Source organism: Salinispora vitiensis (assembly GCF_000378825.1).
GTDB lineage: Bacteria > Actinomycetota > Actinomycetes > Mycobacteriales > Micromonosporaceae > Micromonospora > Micromonospora vitiensis.
Window position 1 is genome coordinate 50554 of the sequence record NZ_KB900388.1, and the last position, 20268, is coordinate 70821.

Annotated in this window: 17 protein-coding genes; 7 read left to right on the forward strand and 10 right to left on the reverse strand. The window is 69.9% G+C overall.

The features are described 5' to 3' along the window. Positions 1–172 precede the first annotated feature (172 nt). Entirely contained in the window at positions 173–1570 is a 1398-nt protein-coding gene (locus SALPAC2_RS0100235; RefSeq protein ID WP_018214627.1) for an MFS transporter, read from the forward strand. A 134-nt stretch (positions 1571–1704) separates the two neighbouring features. On the opposite strand, the gene SALPAC2_RS0100240 is transcribed toward SALPAC2_RS0100235, so the two are convergent. Together SALPAC2_RS0100240 and SALPAC2_RS0100245 are read right to left on the reverse strand one after the other, a co-directional pair. Continuing rightward, positions 1705–2364: a TetR/AcrR family transcriptional regulator gene (locus SALPAC2_RS0100240; RefSeq protein ID WP_018214628.1), complete on the reverse strand. Its 660-nt coding sequence runs from the start codon at positions 2362–2364 to the stop codon at positions 1705–1707. Positions 2365–2422: 58 nt separating this feature from the next. Next, a complete protein-coding gene (locus SALPAC2_RS0100245) occupies positions 2423–3958 on the reverse strand; it encodes an MFS transporter (RefSeq protein WP_018214629.1) in 1536 nt (511 codons plus the stop codon). A gap of 286 nt (positions 3959–4244) precedes the next feature. Between SALPAC2_RS0100245 and SALPAC2_RS0100250 the strand changes: the two genes are divergently transcribed. Beyond that, positions 4245–5621 (forward strand): FAD-binding oxidoreductase, encoded by a 1377-nt coding sequence (locus SALPAC2_RS0100250; protein ID WP_018214630.1) that lies wholly within the window; start codon positions 4245–4247, stop codon positions 5619–5621. Between the two features lie 166 nt (positions 5622–5787). Here SALPAC2_RS0100250 and SALPAC2_RS0100255 read toward each other — a convergent pair whose 3' ends face one another. From SALPAC2_RS0100255 to SALPAC2_RS0100265, 3 genes are all read right to left on the reverse strand, one after another. Then, positions 5788–5994, reverse strand: a complete 207-nt coding sequence (locus SALPAC2_RS0100255) for a DUF397 domain-containing protein (protein ID WP_026184251.1) — start codon at positions 5992–5994, stop codon at positions 5788–5790. 68 nt (positions 5995–6062) lie between these two features. Continuing rightward, entirely contained in the window at positions 6063–6263 is a 201-nt protein-coding gene (locus tag SALPAC2_RS0100260) for a DUF397 domain-containing protein (protein ID WP_026184252.1), read from the reverse strand. Further along, positions 6256–7134, reverse strand: a complete 879-nt coding sequence (locus tag SALPAC2_RS0100265) for a helix-turn-helix domain-containing protein (protein ID WP_018214632.1) — start codon at positions 7132–7134, stop codon at positions 6256–6258. Before SALPAC2_RS0100265 ends, SALPAC2_RS0100260 begins: the two co-directional genes overlap by 8 nt. A 365-nt stretch (positions 7135–7499) precedes the next feature. On the opposite strand from SALPAC2_RS0100265, the gene SALPAC2_RS0100270 reads away from it, so the two are divergent. The 3 genes from SALPAC2_RS0100270 to SALPAC2_RS0100280 are packed head-to-tail and all read left to right on the forward strand — an operon-like array spanning position 7500 to position 10154. Beyond that, complete coding sequence (locus tag SALPAC2_RS0100270; protein ID WP_018214633.1) at positions 7500–7823, forward strand: DivIVA domain-containing protein; 324 nt, start codon at positions 7500–7502, stop codon at positions 7821–7823. After that, the gene (locus SALPAC2_RS0100275) at positions 7820–8080 is read left to right on the forward strand and encodes a hypothetical protein (RefSeq protein WP_018214634.1); all 261 of its coding nucleotides are present in this window, start codon (positions 7820–7822) and stop codon (positions 8078–8080) included. The genes SALPAC2_RS0100270 and SALPAC2_RS0100275 overlap by 4 nt, the downstream gene beginning before the upstream one ends. 43 nt (positions 8081–8123) lie before the next feature. After that, on the forward strand, positions 8124–10154 hold the full coding sequence (locus tag SALPAC2_RS0100280; RefSeq protein WP_018214635.1) for a hypothetical protein: 2031 nt from the start codon (positions 8124–8126) through the stop codon (positions 10152–10154). A 21-nt stretch (positions 10155–10175) separates the two neighbouring features. Here the strand turns inward: SALPAC2_RS0100280 and SALPAC2_RS0100285 are convergent, their stop codons facing one another. Continuing rightward, on the reverse strand, positions 10176–10610 hold the full coding sequence (locus tag SALPAC2_RS0100285) for a GNAT family N-acetyltransferase (RefSeq protein ID WP_018214636.1): 435 nt from the start codon (positions 10608–10610) through the stop codon (positions 10176–10178). Positions 10611–10819: 209 nt separating this feature from the next. On the opposite strand from SALPAC2_RS0100285, the gene SALPAC2_RS0100290 reads away from it, so the two are divergent. Next, a complete protein-coding gene (locus SALPAC2_RS0100290; RefSeq protein WP_018214637.1) occupies positions 10820–12631 on the forward strand; it encodes an ABC transporter ATP-binding protein in 1812 nt (603 codons plus the stop codon). 54 nt (positions 12632–12685) lie between these two features. Here SALPAC2_RS0100290 and SALPAC2_RS0100295 read toward each other — a convergent pair whose 3' ends face one another. The 4 genes from SALPAC2_RS0100295 to SALPAC2_RS0100310 form a co-directional block, all read right to left on the reverse strand. Then, on the reverse strand, positions 12686–13510 hold the full coding sequence (locus SALPAC2_RS0100295) for a hypothetical protein (protein WP_018214638.1): 825 nt from the start codon (positions 13508–13510) through the stop codon (positions 12686–12688). Positions 13511–13896: 386 nt separating this feature from the next. Next, a complete protein-coding gene (locus SALPAC2_RS0100300) occupies positions 13897–15963 on the reverse strand; it encodes a 3-hydroxyacyl-CoA dehydrogenase NAD-binding domain-containing protein (RefSeq protein WP_018214639.1) in 2067 nt (688 codons plus the stop codon). A gap of 55 nt (positions 15964–16018) precedes the next feature. Next, positions 16019–17215 carry a thiolase family protein gene (locus SALPAC2_RS0100305; protein ID WP_018214640.1) on the reverse strand — a complete coding sequence of 399 codons (1197 nt, stop codon included), beginning with the start codon at positions 17213–17215 and terminating at the stop codon, positions 16019–16021. Positions 17216–17319: 104 nt separating this feature from the next. Next, on the reverse strand, positions 17320–18675 hold the full coding sequence (locus SALPAC2_RS0100310) for an HRDC domain-containing protein (protein WP_026184254.1): 1356 nt from the start codon (positions 18673–18675) through the stop codon (positions 17320–17322). A gap of 217 nt (positions 18676–18892) precedes the next feature. On the opposite strand from SALPAC2_RS0100310, the gene SALPAC2_RS0100315 reads away from it, so the two are divergent. Then, positions 18893–20026 carry a S1C family serine protease gene (locus SALPAC2_RS0100315; RefSeq protein ID WP_080636837.1) on the forward strand — a complete coding sequence of 378 codons (1134 nt, stop codon included), beginning with the start codon at positions 18893–18895 and terminating at the stop codon, positions 20024–20026. Positions 20027–20268: the final 242 nt, after the last annotated feature.

Consider the following 20268-nt stretch of genomic DNA (forward strand, 5'->3'; position numbering starts at 1 on the left):
TTCATCCCAAACTCATGATCTTGAAAAGGTTCATGCAGCTACACGCCGACGAACAGCGCGGCTCGGCGATTACCGTGAATCACCCGGACCAGCCGGGGCTGGTGTGTGACAGTGCGAGACGTGCCTACGTGCACCTCGGGCATCCGACCACTTCACAACGTGAGGAAAACCCGTGCTACTTCGCCTGCACCACTTTCGTCACCGGCCCGGGAGCGCCTCACCTCACGGAGCCGCAGCGCAGGCCAAGCTGACGCTGGTAGCGGCGTCCTTCTGCATCTTCCTGGTTCAGCTCGACTTCTTCGCGCTCAACCTCGCGCTGCCGAAGATGGCTTCGGAGCTGCGCACGTCTCCAACCAACCTGCAGTGGGTGATCAGCGCCTACATGCTCTCCCTGGCGGCGTTCCTGATTCCGGGCGGACGCCTCGGCGACATCCTTGGCCGCCGACGCATTCTCATGGTCGGACTCGTGATTTTCGGTCTGAGTTCCCTGGGTGCCGCCCTAGCCCCCAACGCAGGGACCGTCATCGCCTTCCGGACGGTCCAGGGAGTCGGCTCCGCCATCATTTTCCCGCTCGCCATCGCCGTCGTCACGAATGCTTTTCCCGCGGAGCGGGTGAAACGGGCGATCGGCTACGCCTACGGCATCGGCGCCGTGTCGATGGCGCTCGGCCCTCCCTTCGGCGGTGGGATAACAGAGCTGGTTGTCTGGCGGGTCGTGCTGCTCGTGAACGTACCGTTGAGCATTATCGCCATCGCGATCGTCGCCGCTGGCGTGCGTGAATCACGCGACCCTACGGTGCCGCGGTCGATCGACCTGCCCGGCCTGGCCCTGGTGGCGGCTGGGATCGCCCTGGTCACGCTCGCGGTAGACCTGGCGAGCAATTGGCAGCCCCTCGCCACGGCCGGGATCGCCGTGGTCGGGCTGCTGGTGCTGGTGGCGTTCGTGCAGCGCGAGCGGTTGGCGAAGTATCCCTTGGTCAACCTTGAACTGTTTCGCAACCGTCCCTACGTCGTGGTGACCCTGATGGGGACGGTCGCCAACCTCGCTCTCGTCATCGGAGTGTTCGGTAGCACGGTCTATCTCCAACAAGCGGAGGGACGCTCGCCTCTCGCCGCGGGTCTGATTCTTCTCGCCGCCTCGGTGGCCACCGGAATCTCCGGTCCGATCTCAGGGCACCTCGGCGAACACCTGAATATTCCGGTAGTGATGGGTGCCACTGCGGTGACCGGTGGGATTGGCCTGTTCGTGGTCTCCCTCGGCGGTGGTTTCGAAACCTACCTGCCCGGCCTCGCGTTGTTCGGATTCAGCTACGGCGTGGGGTACGCGATGTCCAACATCGGCACGCAGTCGGTTGTCGCCCGGGAGCTGGTGGGCGAAGCATCCGGTGTCACCCTCGCGATCGTTATCGGGGTCTCCGGCCTCGCGGTAGCGGCCGCGGCGACGCTGATCGACATCCAGTCGAGAAGTATGGGGCTCACGGAGGCCATCGAAGACATCATGCGGTGGACTGCGGCCGGAAGCATCGTGGCCTCCGGGCTTCTCCTCCTGGTAGCTCGCCGCCGACCGTGACCCGGTACGAGACGGCCGGAGGACCGCCTTGCTGCGGCTGGACTTGCGCCATGTCCCGGAAACCCGACCTTTGCCCACCAGGTCATTGGCTACCTGGACGCAGCTACGGCAGCTGGCGGAACTGACCGGTCTACTCAGTCCTGAGTCGGGCCGGGGCTCGGTCGTTCACCACCCGCCTCGCCGGCGGCGTCCGGGGCGATGAGGCTACGGATCACCGGTGCCGCCACCCGCAGCACCTCCTCCAGGTCCGCGTCGGCCAGGTCGGGGATCCGGAGAAGGTATCTACCGCTGGCAATTCCCATCATGATTGCGGCGAAGAGCCCGGCTCTCAGCCGGGCGTCCGGGAGGTCGCTCATGTGCCGGGCGATGACGTTGACCGAATTGTGGGTGATGTGGTCGCGGAGCATGTCGGCGGCTTCCTCGCTGGTCATGCTCGCCCGCAGCAGCACCGACATCGGGGAGTCGATCTCCTGGGCCCAACTGCCCAGCATGCCTCGAAGGTAGTTCTCGGTGCTCGTGCTGGCGTTGCCGGTGGTGAGATCGTCGATCGGGATATCGAAGTGCACGGTCTCGCGGAACAAGTCACGCTTGCTCCCGAAATACTTGATCACGGAAGACTTGTCGGCCTCGGCTTCCGCCGCGATCATGCGGATCGTCGCCCGCTCGTAGCCAACCTGGGCGAAGGTCTTACGGGCGGCGTGCAGGATTCGCCGTCGGGTGCGCTCCCCCTTGGTGTCCGGGAAGGTCGGCGGTTCCGGCTGTCGTCTCGTGTCGCTGCTCTGGGTCACGGTCACCCATCGTCCTTCCGTAGCCTGCACGGCGATGCTATCTGCCAAGGCAGTCGCTAACGGTTTAGCGGGCTGGGACCGACTCGTCGGTCTCCTCCGGGCGCGGTGGCGGGGCCATCCGACCCGCGTTGACTGCGATCACGGCGGCCGCCAGGGCGGCCAGGTACAGCACGACCACCCCGACGAAAGCAGTCGTGTAACCGTGCGTGAGGGCCTCGCGGGCCCGGGCGAGAAGCCCGGCGTCCTGCGTGGTGATCGCCTGAAAGAACGAGGCGCTGGCGGAGGCGAGCCGACCGTTGGCAGCGGAGGCGGCCACTCCGGTCAGCACGGCGAGACCGATCGCTCCGCCAACCTGTTGGGCGGTGTTCATGACACCGGCCGCGATGCCGGCCTCGTCGTCTGGGACACCGCCAACCGCGGTGATCGTCATCGGCACGAACGTCGAGCCGAGGCCGATCGCGGTCACGAACATCGCCGGCATGAGCCGCGTGACGTAGGTCGAATCGGGGGTAAGAGTGTGCAGCCAGAGCATTCCGAGGGCCGCGATGGCGAGTCCAACGCCGGTGATCACGCGGACCGGCGCCACGGTCAGCAGGCGCGGTGCCAGCACTCCGGAGGAGATCAGGATCCCGGCCGCGAAGGGCAGGTAGGCCAGACCGGTCTGCATCGCCGTGTAGCCCAGCACCTGCTGCATGTACAGCGTGAGGAAGTAGTAGGTGGCGAACATGCCGGCACCGATCAGCAGCATGGTGATATTCGCCCCTGCCCGGTTGCGGTCCTTGAGCACACCGAGCGGGAGCATCGGGTTGGCCGCACGGGACTGGATCACCAGGAAGACGACGATCAGCACCGCCGCGGCGACGAAGCAGAGGACCGTGGTGCGGTCGGTCCAACCGTCCTCGCCGGCGTTGACGATGGCGTAGACCAGCGAGGTGGCGCCCAGGGTGCCGGTGATCGCGCCGGGGATGTCGAGCCGGCCGGTCCGGCGCCCACCTTCGATGAGGTGCGGGGTGCCGAAGAGGACGGCGATGGCGAGGGGGACGTTGACGAACAGCACCCAACGCCAGCTGACGTACTCGGTGAGCACTCCGCCGAGCAGCAGCCCCGCCGTGGAGCCGAGGCCGGACATCGCTCCGTAGACCCCCATCGCCTTGCCGCGGGCGGCCGGGGGGAAGGTCGTCGAGATCAGCGACAGCGCGGTGGGCGCGGCGATGGCCGCGCCGACGCCTTGGGTCGCTCGGGCGGCGATCAGCATCACGTCGTTGACCGCTAGGCCGCCGATCAGCGAGGCGACGGTAAACACCACGAGGCCGAGCCGGAAGACCCGGCGCCGGCCGAAGAGGTCACCCGCCCTCCCCCCGAGGAGGAGCAACCCGCCGAACGTCAGGGCGTACGCCGTCACGACCCAGGCGAGGCCAGACGCCGAGATGTCGAGCGCGCGCTGAACGCTCGGTAGCGCAATATTCATGATCGTCCCGTCCAGGACGAGCATGAACTGGGCGGCCGCGATCACGGCCAGCGCGATGCCTTGGTGCCGTTGGCCTGCGGTGGCGACGTGCGGGGCCCGTGAGTCGATCGCGGACCGTTCACCTGCCGACATAGTCGCACTCCGAGTGAGTTCGAGGCGGATTCGCCGAGACGGAAGTGTACAAGCGTTGGAAAGTGTACAAGCGTTTCTTTCTCTGGGAAGGTAGTTTCCCGGCGAACGTCCACACCGAAGCCCTGGGTCCCGTCGGCGGCTGGTCCGGCCTGGCCGGCCGACGCCAGGTCAGGGTTAAAAGTAGACACCCGTTGCTTTTTATCGGGGGATCGTCCTAGCATCGGCTACGAGGGCGGCCCTCATGGCATGAGCAGGACATCGCTGCGCAGGAGAGGGGAGCTCCACAGTGAACCGCAACCAGGTGCTCGAGCTGAGCGCACAACTCAGTGGCAGGGCAGTGCTGCCGGGTGACGACGACTACGACTCCGCCCGTACCGGCTGGAACCTCAGCGTCGAGCATCACCCAGCAGTCGTCGTGGCTGCGGAGGAGCCGGCCGACGTGGTGGCCGCCGTGCTCTTCGCGGTCGAAGCCGACCTGCCCATCGCGGTCGAGGCCACCGGTCACGGCGCCTCGGTGCCCGCCGACGGCGCGGTGTACATCAACCCAGGTGGCCTCAACGAGCTCATGATTGACGCGAGGTCCAGGACCGCTCGCATCGGTGCCGGATTGCGCTGGGGCCAAGTCGTGCAGGCCGCTGCGGAGCACGGCTTGGCGCCACTGTGCGGCTCGTCAGCACACGTCGGTGTGATGGGCTACCTCACCGGAGGTGGGCTCCCGGTGCTCGGCCGGACCTTCGGCTTCGCCGCCGAGACGGTGCGGTCGCTCGACCTCGTCACGGCCGACGGCCAGCTGCGCACAGTCTCGCCATCCTCGGAAGCCGACCTGTACTGGGCGGTGCGCGGGGCTCGCAGCAACTTCGGCGTGGTGGTCGCCGCGGAGATCGACCTGCTGCCCATCCTCCGGCTGTACGGAGGCCACTTCTCCTTCGACGGTCAACACGCCGAACAGGTGCTACGGACCTACGTCGACTGGGCGCACCAGCAGCCGGAGGAGATGACCTCCTCGATCATCCTGGTCCGCTTCCCGGACATTCCCCAGATGGCCGATGATGTCCGTGGCCGGTTCCTGGTCAACGTCCGGATCGCCTACGTCGGAGCCCCGGCGGACGGCGAGCGGCTTGTCGCGCCGCTGCGCGCGCTCCGGCCGGAGCAGGACCACGTACGCGACATGCCATACACCGAGATCAGCGAGATCTATCGGGACCCGTTCCGGCCCACCCCTGCTCGGGTGCGCACGGCGCTTCTGCACGACCTGGATGATAAGGCCGTCGATGACTTGATCGCCGTCGCCGGGCCTGAGCACGAGCTCCCGTTCGGTGGCATCGAGCTGCGCCACCTCGGTGGCGCGTTAAGCCGCAAGCCGGCCCGGCCCAGCGCGGTCGGCGCCCGGGAGGCTCAGTTCCACCTCTTTATGAGCATGCCCGCACCGATCGCCTCGAACAGCCTGGACATGGTGCATCGGACTCAGGAAAAGGTGCTGGCGAGCCTGCACCCCTGGGACACCGGCAGCCAACTGCCCGGCCTCATGTTCAATCACGAGACCCATCCCGAGGATGTCCGGCGCGGCTACCCGGAGGCCGACTACCGGCGGCTCGTGCAGCTGAAGACCACCTACGACCCGCGCAACCTCTTCCGCCTCAACCACAACATCCCGCCCTGGTAGGCCAGCGCGGCTTGCCCGTACTGGCGATCCCGCCGCCGACTGCACCGCCGTTGGGCCGCTACCGCGAGCCCAGGTTCCCCCTACGAAGGCGACTAACGTGGACGGCAAGAGCACGAGTGCCTGTCCGGAAGAGGGCGCACAGCCTTGTGGAGGTGGCGCTACCGCGTCAGTGGCGCGAACCTTCGGCCTTGGTGGCTCGGATGAAGGTGGCCCAGGCTGTCGGGGAGAAGGCCAGGATCGGGCCGGCAGGGTCCTTGCTGTCGCGTAGCCCGACTTTCCCCGCCAGGTCAGCCGCGACCTCGATGCAGTCGCCGGAGCCGTTGCTGCGAGTGCTCTTTCGCCAGGTCACGCTGGTCATGTCCATCTCGTTCACCACGCACCATCCGCTCACCGCTCGTTGGTCGCCTCCTGGCTTAGAGGCTACCCGCGCATGCTGCGCTGTCAGGAGGTTGGCGAACCGTTCTTAACTCCCGCAACGAAAGCAGCCCAGGCATCGGGGGCGAATCTTAACGCCGGGCCAGCGGGGTCCTTGCTGTCGCGTAGCCCGACAACGCCGGAAAGGTTGTCGGCGACCTCGACGCAGTCACCGCCGTTGTTGCTGCGGGTGGACTTGCGCCAGGCGGCACCGGTCAGGTCAGGCACGGGAGTACTCCTCTGCGACTTGCTGGATCAGGTGGATGGAGCGGGACTCGTTCAGTGCGCGGTCGGCCATATCGGCCCAGATGCTGTTGTAGGCGACGGTCTCGTGGGACTTGTCGAGGTAGATTGCGCCCGTCGCTGCTTCCAAATACGCCACCGGGGGCTCCACCTCCTTGCCACTGTCATCTTCGGGGAACTCCATGATCGAGAAGGCTCCCGACATCGCTCCGGCGTGTAGTCCAGCAGAAAATCTCAGCACCTGCACGGTCACATTCGGTAGTTCCGAAGCCTTGACGATCTGGTGCAGTTGGTCGGCCATGATCCTTGCGTTTCCGACCGGTCGACGCAACACCGCCTCGTTGAGTATCACGCTCAGTTGCGGAGCGGCGAACCTGGTGAGTAGCGCCTGTCGTTCGATCCGAAGCTGGATAGCCCTTTCTTGTTCCTCGTTGTCGGTCGCGTCAACCGACCCACCGGGCATCCGAAAGACCTGCTCGGCGTATTCCCGAGTCTGGAGTAGGCCAGGAACTAGTTCGGGTTGGTACTTGCGAATCCTCGTAGCGGCTGCTTCGAGCCCGATGTGGAGCTGAAACCAGCGCGGTAGGCCGGAGCCGATGTAGTCGTGCCACCAGTTCTTGTTCTCGCGGGTGGCTGCTGCCATGGCGAGGACCAGTTCTATGTCCTCCTCCGACGCGCCGTAGAGCCGCAACATCTCTTTGACATCGGAGGCCCGGAAGCGGACGTTCTCCGCGCCGCTCTCGATCCGGTAGAGGGTCGCCCTGGCCCGATCCAGCTTCTCCGCTGCTTGCTCCGTCGTCAGCCCGGCGGCCTTGCGGAGTGCTTCGAGCTTCCTGCCGAGCTGTCGGCGAAGCATGGTTGAGCCCGTTACAGCGTGTGACACCGGCCCCTCCGATGGTCAGGTCATGGTGGACGCTTGCCCATCCAATTAAACGCCTTTGTTGTCTCAGAAACAATAGACAAATCACTCTGAGCTTCCTAAGAGTTTCTGATCTTTATCGGGCGCTCTCTCTTAGACGTTGCATTGCATTCAGTGCAGTGCTTCACTTGCCCCGCAGTCATTGAGGAGTCTCTGCAGCTCAATGGCGGTGTCTGCCCTGCTGCCGTACTGCCGATCGGGGCTGCGGTGGCAGGTGCCGGGGTGGGTCCGCCGGTGCGGGGCGGGCCGGTGGGCCTACCCCTTCCACAGCTCAATTTCGACGGTGAGAGGCAGGTGCTGTCATGCGCGTCTTCTTCCGGCGTGCCGGGCGTCGTCGGCGATCGGTCCTCGGGCCGACCTGCTACCGCTCGGCGGCCTACGACCCGCTGTGGCCATGGCAGGTGCGGCAGCGGCGGTTCCGGTCCACGCGGCTGGGTCGGCGCGGGCTGGACCCGCAGGAGGTGGGGGAGTTCCTCGACCGGGTCGCCGGGGACCTGGCCGCTGTCTACGACGCGCTGGCCCGCAGCCGGCGGGAAACCGACCGGGTCAAGGACGCGCTGCGCCGCTGGCAGTCCGAGCAGGCCCGTGTCCAGTGGGCAGGCACGGATTCGGAGCCCCGGCGGTGACCGGCCGCTACGTCGTCCACCTGCCGGTGGTGGCCCGCGACCTGCCCGCCGCGCAGCGGCTGGCCCGGGTGCTGGCCCGCTGGGCGCTGGTGCTGCCGCGGACCGACCCGGGGGAGACCACCGTGTCGGCCGAGGACGAGCAGGACGTACGCCATCGGGTCTTCTGCGACCTGCCGCTGCCCGGTGGCCGGCGCTGTCTGCTGCGGGACGGCCACGACGGTGCCTGCTCCCGCCGGCTCGGCGGTCGGCGGTCGTGACCGCGCGAAGAGGCCGCGCTCGAGTAGGCGAGAGGACCGAACGATGCTCGGAGTGATCGACTGCGACGAGTGCGACGGGCTGGGCTTCCGCGTTCGGCGCTGCGTCTGCGTCCAGGGCGGTGACCAGCTCATCGTTGACGGGGACCGCTGCGCCGACCAGGCGTACGCCGACTGTCGGGTCTGCGGCGGTGACGGCAGCGTGGTCGCGCCCTGCGGCCGGTGTGGGCGTGCGGGGCGGCGGCGGGCGCAGCTCGTGGTCACCGTGGTCAACCTGGACACCGGGGCGGCGGCGTCGCGGCGGCTGCTGCCCGGCCGCCTCGACCCGCCAGCCGGGCCCGACAGCATCACGCGGGCGCGGGACATCGTCACCGCGCTGGCCGCCACCGTCGGCGTAAGAGGGCTACGCCCGAGCTGGGGGCAGTGCGCCCTGGACGACCCGGTGTACTGGCTGCCCCGGCAGTGGCGGGCCGACCTGCCGACGCGGGAACGCCTGGCCCTGGAGGCCGAAGCCCTCGCCCAGCAGGAGTACGCGCCGTGGCGGGTCTACGTCGGACGGGGCACCGAGGCGCCGCCGCCCCCGGAACCCGGCCGCGAGCTGGCCCGGCTCTGCGAACTGGCCGACCTGCTCCACCTCGATCTGGTGGTGGAGGCTCGCCGTCAGCACGACACGGCGGCCTGGGCGATCCGCTACGAGCTGCCCGGCGGGCCGGTGCCGCTCGACCCGCGGGCCCACGCCCGGGACCTGCCCTCGGCGGTCGCCGCGACGACGTTCCGGGAGGCGCTGCGCGGGCTCGACGAGCGGGGGCGTGCGGCGCCCGCCTACACCGTACGTCCGGTGCGAGCTGCCGGCGTACCACCGAGGGTGGACCTTGACCGGCTCGACCGGGCCGTCCTCGCGAACCTGGCCGACGACGCGCCCGGCGCCCAGGCGGTCTGGCGCGACGGGCGCTGGTGGCACACCCCGTTGCGGCCCGCCGGCACCGTCGAGAAGCTGCACGAACGCGACACCGGCCAGATCGTGAGGTACGTGCGGCAGCTGGTACGTAGAGCCGTGGAGCCGCCCGACCCGGCCTGGTGGGGCGAGCCGGTCGCGCACCGCCCCTGCCCGGACTGCCGGCCCGGCACCCGGCTGCGCCGCTGCCACTGCCGAATCGGTGCGCCCGGCCCCGACCCGCAGTGCTCGCGCTGCTCCGGGGCCGGCTTCGCCCCGTCGGGTCTGGCCTGCTTCACCTGCCGCGACGGCGGTCGGATCCCGGCGGCGCTGACGGTGACCGTGACCGACCTGCGCCGAGTGCGCCACGAGACGTGGCGTCCCGTCGCGGGGGAGTCGGCCCCGGTGGTCGGCTACCAGCCCAACGGCACCCCCGTGCACCAGCTACGCCCGCACTGGCGGCTGGCCCGCCACGCCCCCATCTTCGGGGTACGCCCGGCCGACCTCAGCCGCCTCGATGAGGAGCAGCCGGTCGACCAGGACCTGCTCCACGGCACGGTGACGGTCCACGACCCCGTCGTCGAGCCGGCCCGCCAGCACGTCGAGCGGGTCGGCGCCGGGCTGCCCGGAGCCCGGCTGTTCGTGCTGGCCGCCGCGCCCGACGCGCCGCCGCTGACCGACCTGTTGCGGCTCGCCCACGCGCTCGACCTTGCCGCCGTGCTGACCTACTGTGATCACCGCCTCGACTCGGGCGACCCGACCAAGGTCCAGGGGGAACGGTGGGACCTCCGCCTCACGGCCCGGGACGCGCCGCTCGGGGCGGAATCTCCGTTCTGCGCCAGCGTCGAACTGGCCGTGGCCCGGTGCGTCGAGTACCTCGACAGCCACCTGCTCGCCGCCGTTCCCCGGGAGCCGGAGCGGCCGGTGCCCGCGCCGCAGGCGGCACCGTCGCCCCCGGTGGCGGACCCGACCGTGCTGCTGCGGCGGGTCGGGCGGCACTACGCCGGGCAGCCGGTGCTGGTGTCGTTCGACCGGGCGGGCTGCCGGCTCTGGCTGGCCGAGGGGGACCACGTCCAGCCGCTTGCCCGAGCCACCACCCTCGACGACGCGGTCTCCGCCCTGCGGCTCACCGGTCGGGAGTAGTGCAATGAGCCGACGAGGAGTTCACCGGTTGTCGAGCTGCATCCACCGGTCCGGCTGTGCGAGCGGATCGAAGCCGAGCTTGGCGTACACGCCGTGCGCGTCCCTCGTGGCCAGCAGGATGCGGCGTACGCCGAACTCCGCGAGATGGTCGCGGACCGCGCCGGTGAGCCAGGTGCCCAGCCCCCGTCCACGCGCGGCGGGCTCGATGTAGACATCGCAGAGCCAGGCGAAGGTGGCCCGGTCGGTCACCGCCCGGGCCACCGCTACCTGGCGCCCGTCCTCCGGCCGGAAAACGCCGAAGCCGATCGAGCCCGCGAAGGCGCGCTCCACGGTCGCCCGGTCCCGCCCCTGGGCCCAGTACGCGTCGGTGGAGAGCCAGTGGTAGACCAGGTCAAGGTCGAGCCGCTCGGGCGCGGTGCTGAGCAGGTAGCCGTCGTCTCGGGTCAGAGTGATCATCGGCCCGATGCTAGCCGCCGCTCACCCCGCTCCAGCAGTCATTTTCTCCGTCCTGGTCCGCCGGATCGACCGAAAAACGGTTGCGGTGCACCGGCTGGCGCCCGCTAGCCTCGGCGCGCATCGACATCAGGCGGGCTACCGGAGGAGAGACCCAATGACAACACCAGGCGATCTTTGGCTTCCCTCTTTCCTTCCTGCCTGGAGTCTTCGTGTTTCGCCTCTTCGAGAACGCCGCCGATCCCTTCGGTGCCGATGAGCCCGCTGACGCACCACAGCGGGTCCTGCCCTACCTGATCTCCGAGTTCCGGCCGCTGCGGTTTGTCCTCACCGCCAGCCTGCTCGCCACCGTCATCAGCGCCGGCGTCGAGCTCTGGCTCATCGCGTACGCCGGCCGCCTGGTTGACACGCTCGCCGGGGCCGACCCGACGACGCTGTGGCAGACCCACGGCGTGGAGCTTTGCCTGGTCGGAGCGCTGATCCTCTTCGCCCGCCCGCTCCTGCACCTGTTCAACGAGGGCCTGGACGACATCGCCTTCCGGCCCAACGCGCGCACCCGCGCGCTCTGGCGTGCACATCGGCGGGTCTCCCGGCAGCCGGTCGGCTGGTTCCGCGAAGACCTCTCCGGTCGCATCGCCACCCGGGTGCGGGAAGGCTCGGCGGCCGCGGCCATGGCGACGTACAACGTCGTGCACACGCTCGCCTTCGTCTTCGTCTACATCCTCGGGTCGATCTGGTTGCTGGGCTCCGTCGACCCACGCCTCACCCTGCCGCTGGCGGTGTGGATCCTGCTCTACGCCGGGCTGATGGCGTACGTCGTGCCGCGCTACCGGGCCGCCGCCGAACACCATCAGGACGCGGACTCGGCGGTTACCGGTCTGCTGGTCGACTCGTACGCCAACGTCGACACGCTTGCGCTGCTCGATGTTCCGGCCGCGGCCGACCGGGCCGTCTTCGCCGCCGAGCGCGAGGCCCGGCTGCGGGTGGAACGGCTCGAAGTCACCATGAACGTCGGGATGATGTGCCTCAGCGGGATCCTGATGGTGGGGCTGATCGGGTACGGCATTCTGCTCTGGCAGGCCGGTGCCGCCCCCATCGGCCTGGTCGCCGCCACCCTGGCGCTGACCTTTCGGATGACCGCGATGGCGGAGTGGCTGCTCGACGGTGTCTCGGCGCTCTTCGGGCATCTCGGCACCCTGCGCCGCGCGCTGCGCACGATCGCCCAGCCACCAGCGGTCACCGATCGCCCCGACGCGGGCACCCTGGCCGTGCGGAGCGGTGCCATCCGGATCACCAACGTCAGTCACCACTACGGTACGGGCAGCGGTGGGCTGGACGGCCTCAGCCTCGAGATCGCCGCGGGCGAGAAAGTCGGCGTCGTCGGGCGTTCCGGCTCCGGAAAGTCCACACTCGTCAATCTGATTCTGCGGTTCTTCGACCCGGAGGTGGGCACCATCGAGATCGATGGTCAGGACATCGCCGCGGTGACCCAGCGGAGTCTGCGGCGGCAGATCGCCATGGTGACCCAGGAGGCCACGTTGCTGCACCGGTCCGTCCGGGACAACATCGGCCTGGCCACAGCCGGGGAGGAGAGCATCGTCGCGGCGGCGCGACAGGCGGCGGCACACGACTTCATCAGCACGCTGTCTGACCAGGATGGCCGTACCGGCTACCACGCGCATGTCGGCGAACGGGGCGTCAAGCTCTCCGGCGGCCAGCGTCAGCGCATCGCCCTCGCTCGTGCCATCCACAAGGACGCGCCGATCCTCATCCTGGACGAGGCGACCAGCGCCCTCGACTCCGAGATCGAAGCGGTGATCCAGGAAACCATGGACAAGGTCATGGCTGGCCGTACGGTGATCGCCGTCGCACACCGACTCTCCACCATCGCCCGGATGGACCGGATCGTCGTACTCGACCAGGGGCGAGTCGTCGAGGACGGTACGCACGCCGAACTGCTCAGCCGCAACGGCCGCTACGCCGCCTTGTGGGCGAGACAGGCTGGTGGCTTCCTCGGGCGGTAGCCGGGCGCGGGTGACTGGCGGCCCGCCCCGCCGTCCGGGAGGGTGGGGCGGGCCTCAGGAGCGTTGCTCGATCTCGGCTCGGATGTCGGCGAAGTTGGAGCGGGCTGTGCTGGCCGACGCGGAGAACATCACGATCATGCCGACGCTGCCCTTGTCGGCCCAGGCGCAGACTCCGAGCGGGATGTCCGAGGCTTTCCCGTCCCCACATTTCGCAACACCGCCGAGCGGGTCGGTGGAGACTGTGGACATCTTGCGGACGTTCAGGTCCGAGGCGAGCTGCTCGACGGTGGCGTCCAGCTCCTGTTGCGGGTTGAGGACGAAACCGGAGGCACCAGCGATCATGATGATGTCCTCATCCTCGAAGCTGCCGTAGAAGGCCCCGACCGTGCTGTTCCCGCTGCTGACCTTGGCCTCCAGCTCCTTCACCAGCTCGTCGGCGAGCGCCTTCAGCTCCGAGTCGGTGCTCCTGGCCCGACCGTCGAGTGTCTTCGGTGCGACGAGGCGGATCTGTGGTTCAGGACTGGGCTCGGGGCTGGGCTCGGTCGACGGGGTTGGTTCCGTGCTGTCGGCGGCTTGCGGCGTTTCCGCCGAGGGCGGGGCGGCGGCCGGGGGCGGCGCCGAGCTGTCTCCGCCGGAACGGGTGAGGTAGGCGAGGCCACCCAGCGCGAGCACGAGCAGGCCGGCCAGGCCGAGCGAGAGCAGCAGGGTGGACCGTGCTGGCCGGTGGGACGCCGGGGCCGCGGAATCGGATGGGGTGGCGGAATCGGATGGGGTGGCGGTGCCACCCGTCTCCGCTGGTCGCCGATCCTGGTCCGCTAGGTCGGGCTCGTCCGGAGGGATCGGCGGGATAGTGCGGTGCGCCTGGGTCGGCGCATCCATTGTGGCTGCCCAGCTGGGCGGGGTCGGCGTGGCGGGAGGGGCCGGTGTGGATGCCGGGGCCGCCCAGGGGAGCGGCGGGGGCGGGGTGGGGTCCAGCGGGGGTGGGGGCCGCCAGCCGTCCGGTCGCGGTTCGGGGGGCTCCGGACGCGCGTGCCGGGCTGCCCGCGGCCGCGAGGCCGGCGGCGGATAGCTGGGCTGGGCACCGTGCTCCGGCGGGCCGGACCAGGGATCGACCGGTGAGGACATGACAACGCCTCCAGGCGAGGGTGCTGGCGGCTGATGCTAGCCGGTCGGGGACCCGGTCCACGGGACCGACCCCCGCCGGCCAGAAACGAATCGTGGTGGCCACCCGAGGGCGGCCACCACGATTGCGGGGAAGGGGCAGGTCAGGCCGGGAGGCTGGCGACACCGGCCGGCAGGAAGCGCTTGCCGGTGACCCGTTCGGTGGTGCCGGTGCGGTCCAGGTACGGCGTGACGCCGCCCAGGTGGAACGGCCAGCCGGCGCCCAGGATCAGGCACAGGTCGATGTCCTGCGCCTCGGCGACCACGCCCTCGTCGAGCATCAGCTGGATCTCCTGCGCCAGCGCGTCGAGTGCGTTCTGCCGGACCTGCTCGGCGGTGAGCGGCTGGTCGCCGACCACCAGCAGGTTGGCCACCTCGGCGTTGATCTCGTCGTCGATGACGATCGGCTTGCCGGCCTCGGCGATCCGCTTGAGGTTCTCGCTGACATCGAAGCGGTCCGGGAAGGCCGCGTGCAGGATGCCACCGACGTGGTGCGCCACCGCCGGCCCGACCAGCTGCAGCAGCGCCAGTGGGCGCATCGGCAGGCCCAGCGGATCGAGCGCGTTGTTCGCCACCTCCAGCGGGGTGCCGGCGTCCACCGCGGCGAACACCGTGCCCAGGAAGCGGGTCAGCAGCCGGTTAACCACGAAGGCGGGGGCGTCCTTCACCAGCACGCTCGACTTCTTCAGCTGCTTGCCGACCGCGAACGCGGTGGCCAGGGTGGCGTCGTCGGTCCGCTCACCGCGGACGATCTCCAGTAGCGGGAGCACGGCGACCGGGTTGAAGAAGTGGAAGCCGACCACCCGCTCCGGGTGCTCGAGGTCCGCGGCCATCGCCGTCACCGACAGCGACGACGTGTTGGTGGCCAGCACCGCCTCGGGCTTGACGATCTTCTCCAGCTCGGCCCAGACCTGCTTCTTGACGTTGAGGTCCTCGAAGACGGCCTCGATGACGAAGTCCGCGTCGGCGAAGACGGACTTGTCGACCGATCCGCTCACCAGGCCGTACAGCTTGGCGGCGGTGCCCTTGTCCATCCGGCCCTTGCTGACCGACTTCTCGATCTGCTCGTGCACGTAAGCCACGCCCTTGTCGACCCGGGCCTGGTCCAGGTCGGTCAGGACGACCGGCACCTGGAGACGGCGGGCGAACAGGAGCGCGAGCTGGCTGGCCATCAGGCCGGCGCCGACGATGCCAACCTTGGTCACCGGCCGGGCCAGGTCCCGGTCGGGCGCCCCGGCCGGACGCTTGGCCCGCCGCTGCACCAGGTCGAACGCGTAGAGGCCGCTGCGCAGCTCCGGCGAGAAGACCAGGTCGGCCAGGGCCTCGTCCTCGGCGGCGGTGCCGGCGGCGAAGTCCGCCTCCTTGGCTAGGCCGAGCAGTTCGAGGGCCCGGTTGGCGGAGGGGACGGCGCCGTGCAGGCGGGCATCCAGGGTCTGCTTGGCGAAGAAGAGGACGCCGTCCCACATCTCCCGGTCGACCTCGGGCCGGGTCACGGTGTGCTCGCCGCGGACCACACCGGCGGCCCACTCCAGGGACCGCTCGAGGAAGTCCGCCGGCTCCAGCAGGATGTCCGCGAGGCCCATCTCCGCCGCCTGCTTCGGCTTGAGCATCTTGTTCTGCATCAACGGGTTCTGGATGATCACCTGGGTCGCCGCCGGGATGCCGACCAGGTTCGGCAGCAGCTGGGTGCCGCCCCAGCCCGGGATGATACCGAGCGAGACCTCGGGCAGGGCGAGGGCCGTCGCGCCCGCGGACAGCGTCCGGTAGTGGCAGTGCAGGGCCAGCTCCAGGCCGCCGCCCATGGCCGCGCCGTTGACGAAGGCGAACGTCGGAACGTCGCTGTCCTTGAGCCGGGCGAAGACCCGGTGGCCGAGCTGCCCGATCTCCAGCGCCTGCGCCCGGTCGGTGAGCAGCGGCAGGCCGGTGAGGTCCGCTCCGACGCAGAAGATGTAGGGCTTACCGGTCACCGCGACGAACGCCGGCTTCGCCGCGTGGGCCGCCGTGATCGCCTCGTCCAGGCTGGTCAGGCCACCGGGCCCGAGGGTGTTCGGCTTCTTGTGGTCGAAGCCGTTGTCCAGCGTGATCAGGGCGGCGGGGCGGTCCAGGCCCGGTACGTCCACCAGGCGCAGCAAGGCCTTGGTGACGACCTCGTTCGGTGCCGCGATGCTCACTGTGCCTCCTCCGTTCGGGACTGCGGGACGCACTGGCTCGACCCGTTGCTCGCGCTCACTTGGCTCCACCCTCCCAGTGCGGGTTCTCCCAGATCACGGTGCCGCCCATGCCGATGCCGATGCACATGGCGGTGAGGCCGTAGCGGACCTCCGGGTGCTCGGCGAAGTGCCGGGCGAGCTGGGTCATCAGCCGGACGCCGGAGGAGGCAAGCGGGTGGCCGATGGCGATCGCGCCGCCCCACGGGTTGACCCGCGGGTCGTCGTCGGCGATGCCGAAGTGGTCGAGGAAGGCGAGTACCTGGACCGCGAAGGCCTCGTTCAGCTCGAACAGGCCGATGTCGTCGATGGTCAGGCCGGCGATGCGCAGCGCCTTCTCGGTCGACGGGATCGGGCCGATCCCCATCACCTCGGGCTCGACGCCGACGAAGCCGTAGGAGACCAGCCGCATCGCGACCGGCAGACCCAGCTCCCGTGCGGTCTCCTCGGCGACGAGCAGGCTCGCCGTGGCGCCGTCGTTCAGCCCCGCCGCGTTGCCGGCGGTGACCTTGCCGTGCGGGCGGAACGGCGTCTTGAGGGTGGCGAGCTTCTCCATCGAGGTGTCCCGCGGCGCCTCGTCCACGGTGGCCAGACCCCAGCCGGCCTCCGGGTCCCGGACCGCCACCGGCACCAGGTCGTCCTGGAGTTTGCCGTTGGCGTACGCCTTGGCGGTCTTCTGCTGGGAGGCGAGCGCGAACGCGTCGGTGCGCTCCTTGGTGATGTGCGGTACCCGGTCGTGCAGGTTCTCCGCGGTGGCTCCCATGACCAGGGCGGACTGGTCAACCAGTCGCTCCGCGACGATCCGCGGGTTGGGGTCGACCCCCTCGCCCATCGGGTGGCGGCCCATGTGCTCGACCCCACCGGCGATGGCGACGTCGTACGCGCCCATGGCGATGCCGCCGGCTACCGTGGTCACCGCGGTCATCGCGCCCGCGCACATCCGGTCGATGGCGAAGCCGGGCACGGTCTTGGGGAGGCCGGCCAGGAGCGCGGCGGTCCGGCCGATTGTCAGGCCCTGGTCGCCGATCTGGGTGGTGGCGGCGACGGCGACCTCCTCGACCCGCTCCGGCGGCAGCTGCGGGTTACGGCGCAGCAGTTCGCGGATGCAGCGGATCACCAGGTCGTCGGCGCGGGTGTTGGCGTACATGCCCCCCGCTTTGCCGAACGGGGTGCGGACGCCGTCAACGAAGACGACATCCCGAACTTCACGGGGCACTTGAGCCTCCTAGCCGGATAGCCGGACTGGCGTTTTCTCGGATGCTACTTGTCAGTAACCAACTGGAGTACCACCCCCTGTGTGGCCCACCCCACATCGATGACTCAGGTTTCGGTCGGCGGTGGGCCGACCAGGGCCCGGGTCAGGTCCGGCTGCAGCAGCGCGATCTGCCACTCGCGCGCACCCAGGCCCCGCAGGGTCTCCGCCACGGTGCCCTCGGTGATCTCCTCGGGCGGAACCCAGGCGAGGCGGCGGATCGAGTCCGGGGCGATCAGGTTCTCCGGTGGCAGGGTGTGCGCGCCGGCGGTCCCGACCACCACCTCCCGGCACCGGGTCAGCCGGGCCGCCGCGACCGGGTCCCGCTCGGCCCACCGGTGCGGCGGCGGCGGGCCCTCGACCGTCGGCGCGACCGGCAGCGACTCCGCTGGCAGCTCCCGGGCATCGTCCAACGCCGCCAACCAGGTACGAGCCAGCCGGCGCACCGAGCGACCGCCGAAGCCCGGCAGGGTCAGTAGCGTCTTCTCGTCCCGCGGATCCAGCTCGGCGGCGGCGACGATCGCCGAGTCCGGCAGCACCCGTCCCGGCGCCGCGTCGCGCCGCGCCGCGATCTGGTCCCGGGCATACCACAGGGACCGCACCCGGGCCTGCGCCCGCGCCCCGCGGACCCGATGGATGCCCGAGGTGCGGCGCCAGGGGTCGGCGCGGACCCGGGGCGGGCGGGCACCATTGCGGACCAGCGCGGCGAACTCCTCGGCCGCCCACTCGGCCTTGCCCTGCCGGGTCAACTCGGCGTCGAGCGCGTCCCGGAGCTCGACCAGTAGCTCCACGTCCAGGGCGGCGTAGGTCAGCCAGGACTCCGGCAGCGGCCGGCTCGACCAGTCCGCCGCCGAGTGGTGCTTCTCCAGGCTGAACCCGAGCAGGTTCTCGGTCAGCGCGGCGAGCCCGACCCGCTCGAAGCCGGCGAGTCGGGCGGCCAGTTCGGTGTCGAAGAGCCGTCGTGGCCGCAGACCCAACTCGGCCAGGCAGGGCAGATCCTGACTGGCCGCGTGGAGTACCCACTCGGCCTCGCCGATGGCCTCGTCCAGACTGGTCAGCTCCGGCAGTGGCAGCGGGTCGATCAGGGCGGTGCCGGCGCCGGCGCGGCGCAGCTGCACCAGGTACGCCCGCTGGCTGTACCGGTAACCGGAGGCGCGTTCGGCGTCCAGCGCCACCGGGCCGGTGCCCTGGGCGAAGCGGGCCACGACCTCGGCCAACTCCGCCGGGGTGGTCACCGGCTGAGGGGTGCCCTCGCCGGGCGCGGTCAGCGGGGTGGGGCCGCCCTCGGCGTCGCGCCGGGTGGTAGCTGGGCCACCAGCGGTCGGGTCAACGTCCGTGTCTCCCGGCCGGGTCAACGGCGGGTGCGGTGTGTCTCCCGTGCGGTTTGCGGCGGCCCGACGGGGTAGGGGTGGTTCGTCGGTCACCCGACAACCCTATTGCGCTACCCGATCGGGCGGGGACAGCCGGTCCAGTGCGTGTCGGGAGTCAGCCGTTTCGGTTGAGTAATCCGAGCAGACAAAGGATGTGCGTGCCGGATACGGTCGTAGACCACAACATTCGTAGCGGTCGAACAGTTAGCGGTCAAGGCCGGCGGTTGCCACCGGGCGGCAACGGTATCGGCGCGGGGAGGGCACGGCAATCATGAATATGGGTGAGGGATTATCCGAGGTGGGAGGCGAGTCCACGCCTGGAACCACCTGGTCCCCGCCGCTCCAGCCCGGCCGGTCCAGCGCGGCATTCGGGGCCCCGGTTCCTCCGGCGGCCCCGGTTCCTCCGGCGGTCCCGGTTGCCGCGGTTCCTCCGGCGGCCCCGGTTCCTGCCGCGGCTCCTCCGGTTCCGCCTCCGGCGGTCTCACCGTACGGCGGCTCGGTCGCGTCTGGTCCCACCCAACCGTCGGCTTTCGGGCCGGGCGTTCCACCACCGTTCGTGCCCCCTCCTGGCGGTCCAACCGGGCGCTGGCCCAGTGCCCAGCCGGCTCCCGCCCCGGCGTCTCGGCGGCTTGCCCTGTTCGGACGGGTGGCCGTGCTGCTGGTCGTCGCGGCGTTGCTCGCAGTGACCGGTGTTCAGGCGTACCAGATCCATCAGCTCACCGGCCAACTCGCCGACACCGATCGGCGGCTGGGCGCCGGGCAGCAGGAGAGCCAGGCCCGGCTCGACGAGTTGGAGGCGCGGGCGCGGGAGCTGGAGTCGGCGATCGGTGCTGCGTTCGACCCGGAGGGGATCGCCGCTGCCGTGTTGCCCAGCGTGTTTCGGATCCGCGCCGGGCAGTACACCGGCAGCGCGTTCGCCGTCGGTGAACCGGCCGCCGATGGCGGCACCAATCTCTTCACCAACTTCCACGTGGTCGAAGAGGTCTGGGAGGACGGGGACCGGCAGGTCTTCCTGGAGCGCACCGACCAGCGCTTCCCGGCCACCATCGTCGAGGTTGACGAGGCCAACGACCTGGCCCAGCTTCGGACGACCAGCACCTTTACCGGGCTGGTCGCCGCCCCGACCGCGGTCAAGTCCGGTCAGCCGATCGTCGTTGTGGGCGCACCCCTCGGCCTCGAGGACAGCGTCACCACCGGTGTGGTGAGCGCGTTTCGTGAGGCCAAGGGGGGTGATCCGCCGTTTATTCAGTTCGATGCGCCGATTAACCCGGGTAACTCGGGCGGCCCCGTCATCAACGACGAACAGCAGGTGGTCGGGATCGCCACCGCCAAGGCGTGGGATGCCGAGGGGATCAGCCTCGCTGTGCCGATCGCCACCGCCTGCGACGGTTTCGAGATCTGCTAACCCCGTTCCGGTGCCTTGTTCCAGATCAGTTCGCTCTGCCCTAACCGGCGGGTGAACTGCCCGAACTGCTCCACAGGAGGAGTCATGTCCTATCCCCCGATCGAGCCGACTGGAGCTGCGTCGGAGCCCACCGTGCCGGGGCAGCCGGTTCCAGCGCCCGCAGTGCCGGGGCAGCCGGTTCCAGCTTCGTCGCAGCCGGCTGTGCCGGGGCAGCCAACCGGCGACCCTGCCGCCACCCCGGC

What these genes read in the sequence shown, in the direction of transcription:
- SALPAC2_RS0100265 (WP_018214632.1), bottom strand. Translation starts at nt 7,134, where the DNA reads ATGCTTCGCCGACAGCTCGGCAGGAAGCTCGAAGCACTCCGCAAGGCC.
- SALPAC2_RS0100315 (WP_080636837.1), top strand. Translation starts at nt 18,893, where the DNA reads ATGAATATGGGTGAGGGATTATCCGAGGTGGGAGGCGAGTCCACGCCT.
- SALPAC2_RS0100245 (WP_018214629.1), bottom strand. Translation starts at nt 3,958, where the DNA reads ATGTCGGCAGGTGAACGGTCCGCGATCGACTCACGGGCCCCGCACGTC.
- SALPAC2_RS0100270 (WP_018214633.1), top strand. Translation starts at nt 7,500, where the DNA reads ATGCGCGTCTTCTTCCGGCGTGCCGGGCGTCGTCGGCGATCGGTCCTC.
- SALPAC2_RS0100295 (WP_018214638.1), bottom strand. Translation starts at nt 13,510, where the DNA reads ATGGATGCGCCGACCCAGGCGCACCGCACTATCCCGCCGATCCCTCCG.
- SALPAC2_RS0100285 (WP_018214636.1), bottom strand. Translation starts at nt 10,610, where the DNA reads ATGATCACTCTGACCCGAGACGACGGCTACCTGCTCAGCACCGCGCCC.
- SALPAC2_RS0100280 (WP_018214635.1), top strand. Translation starts at nt 8,124, where the DNA reads ATGCTCGGAGTGATCGACTGCGACGAGTGCGACGGGCTGGGCTTCCGC.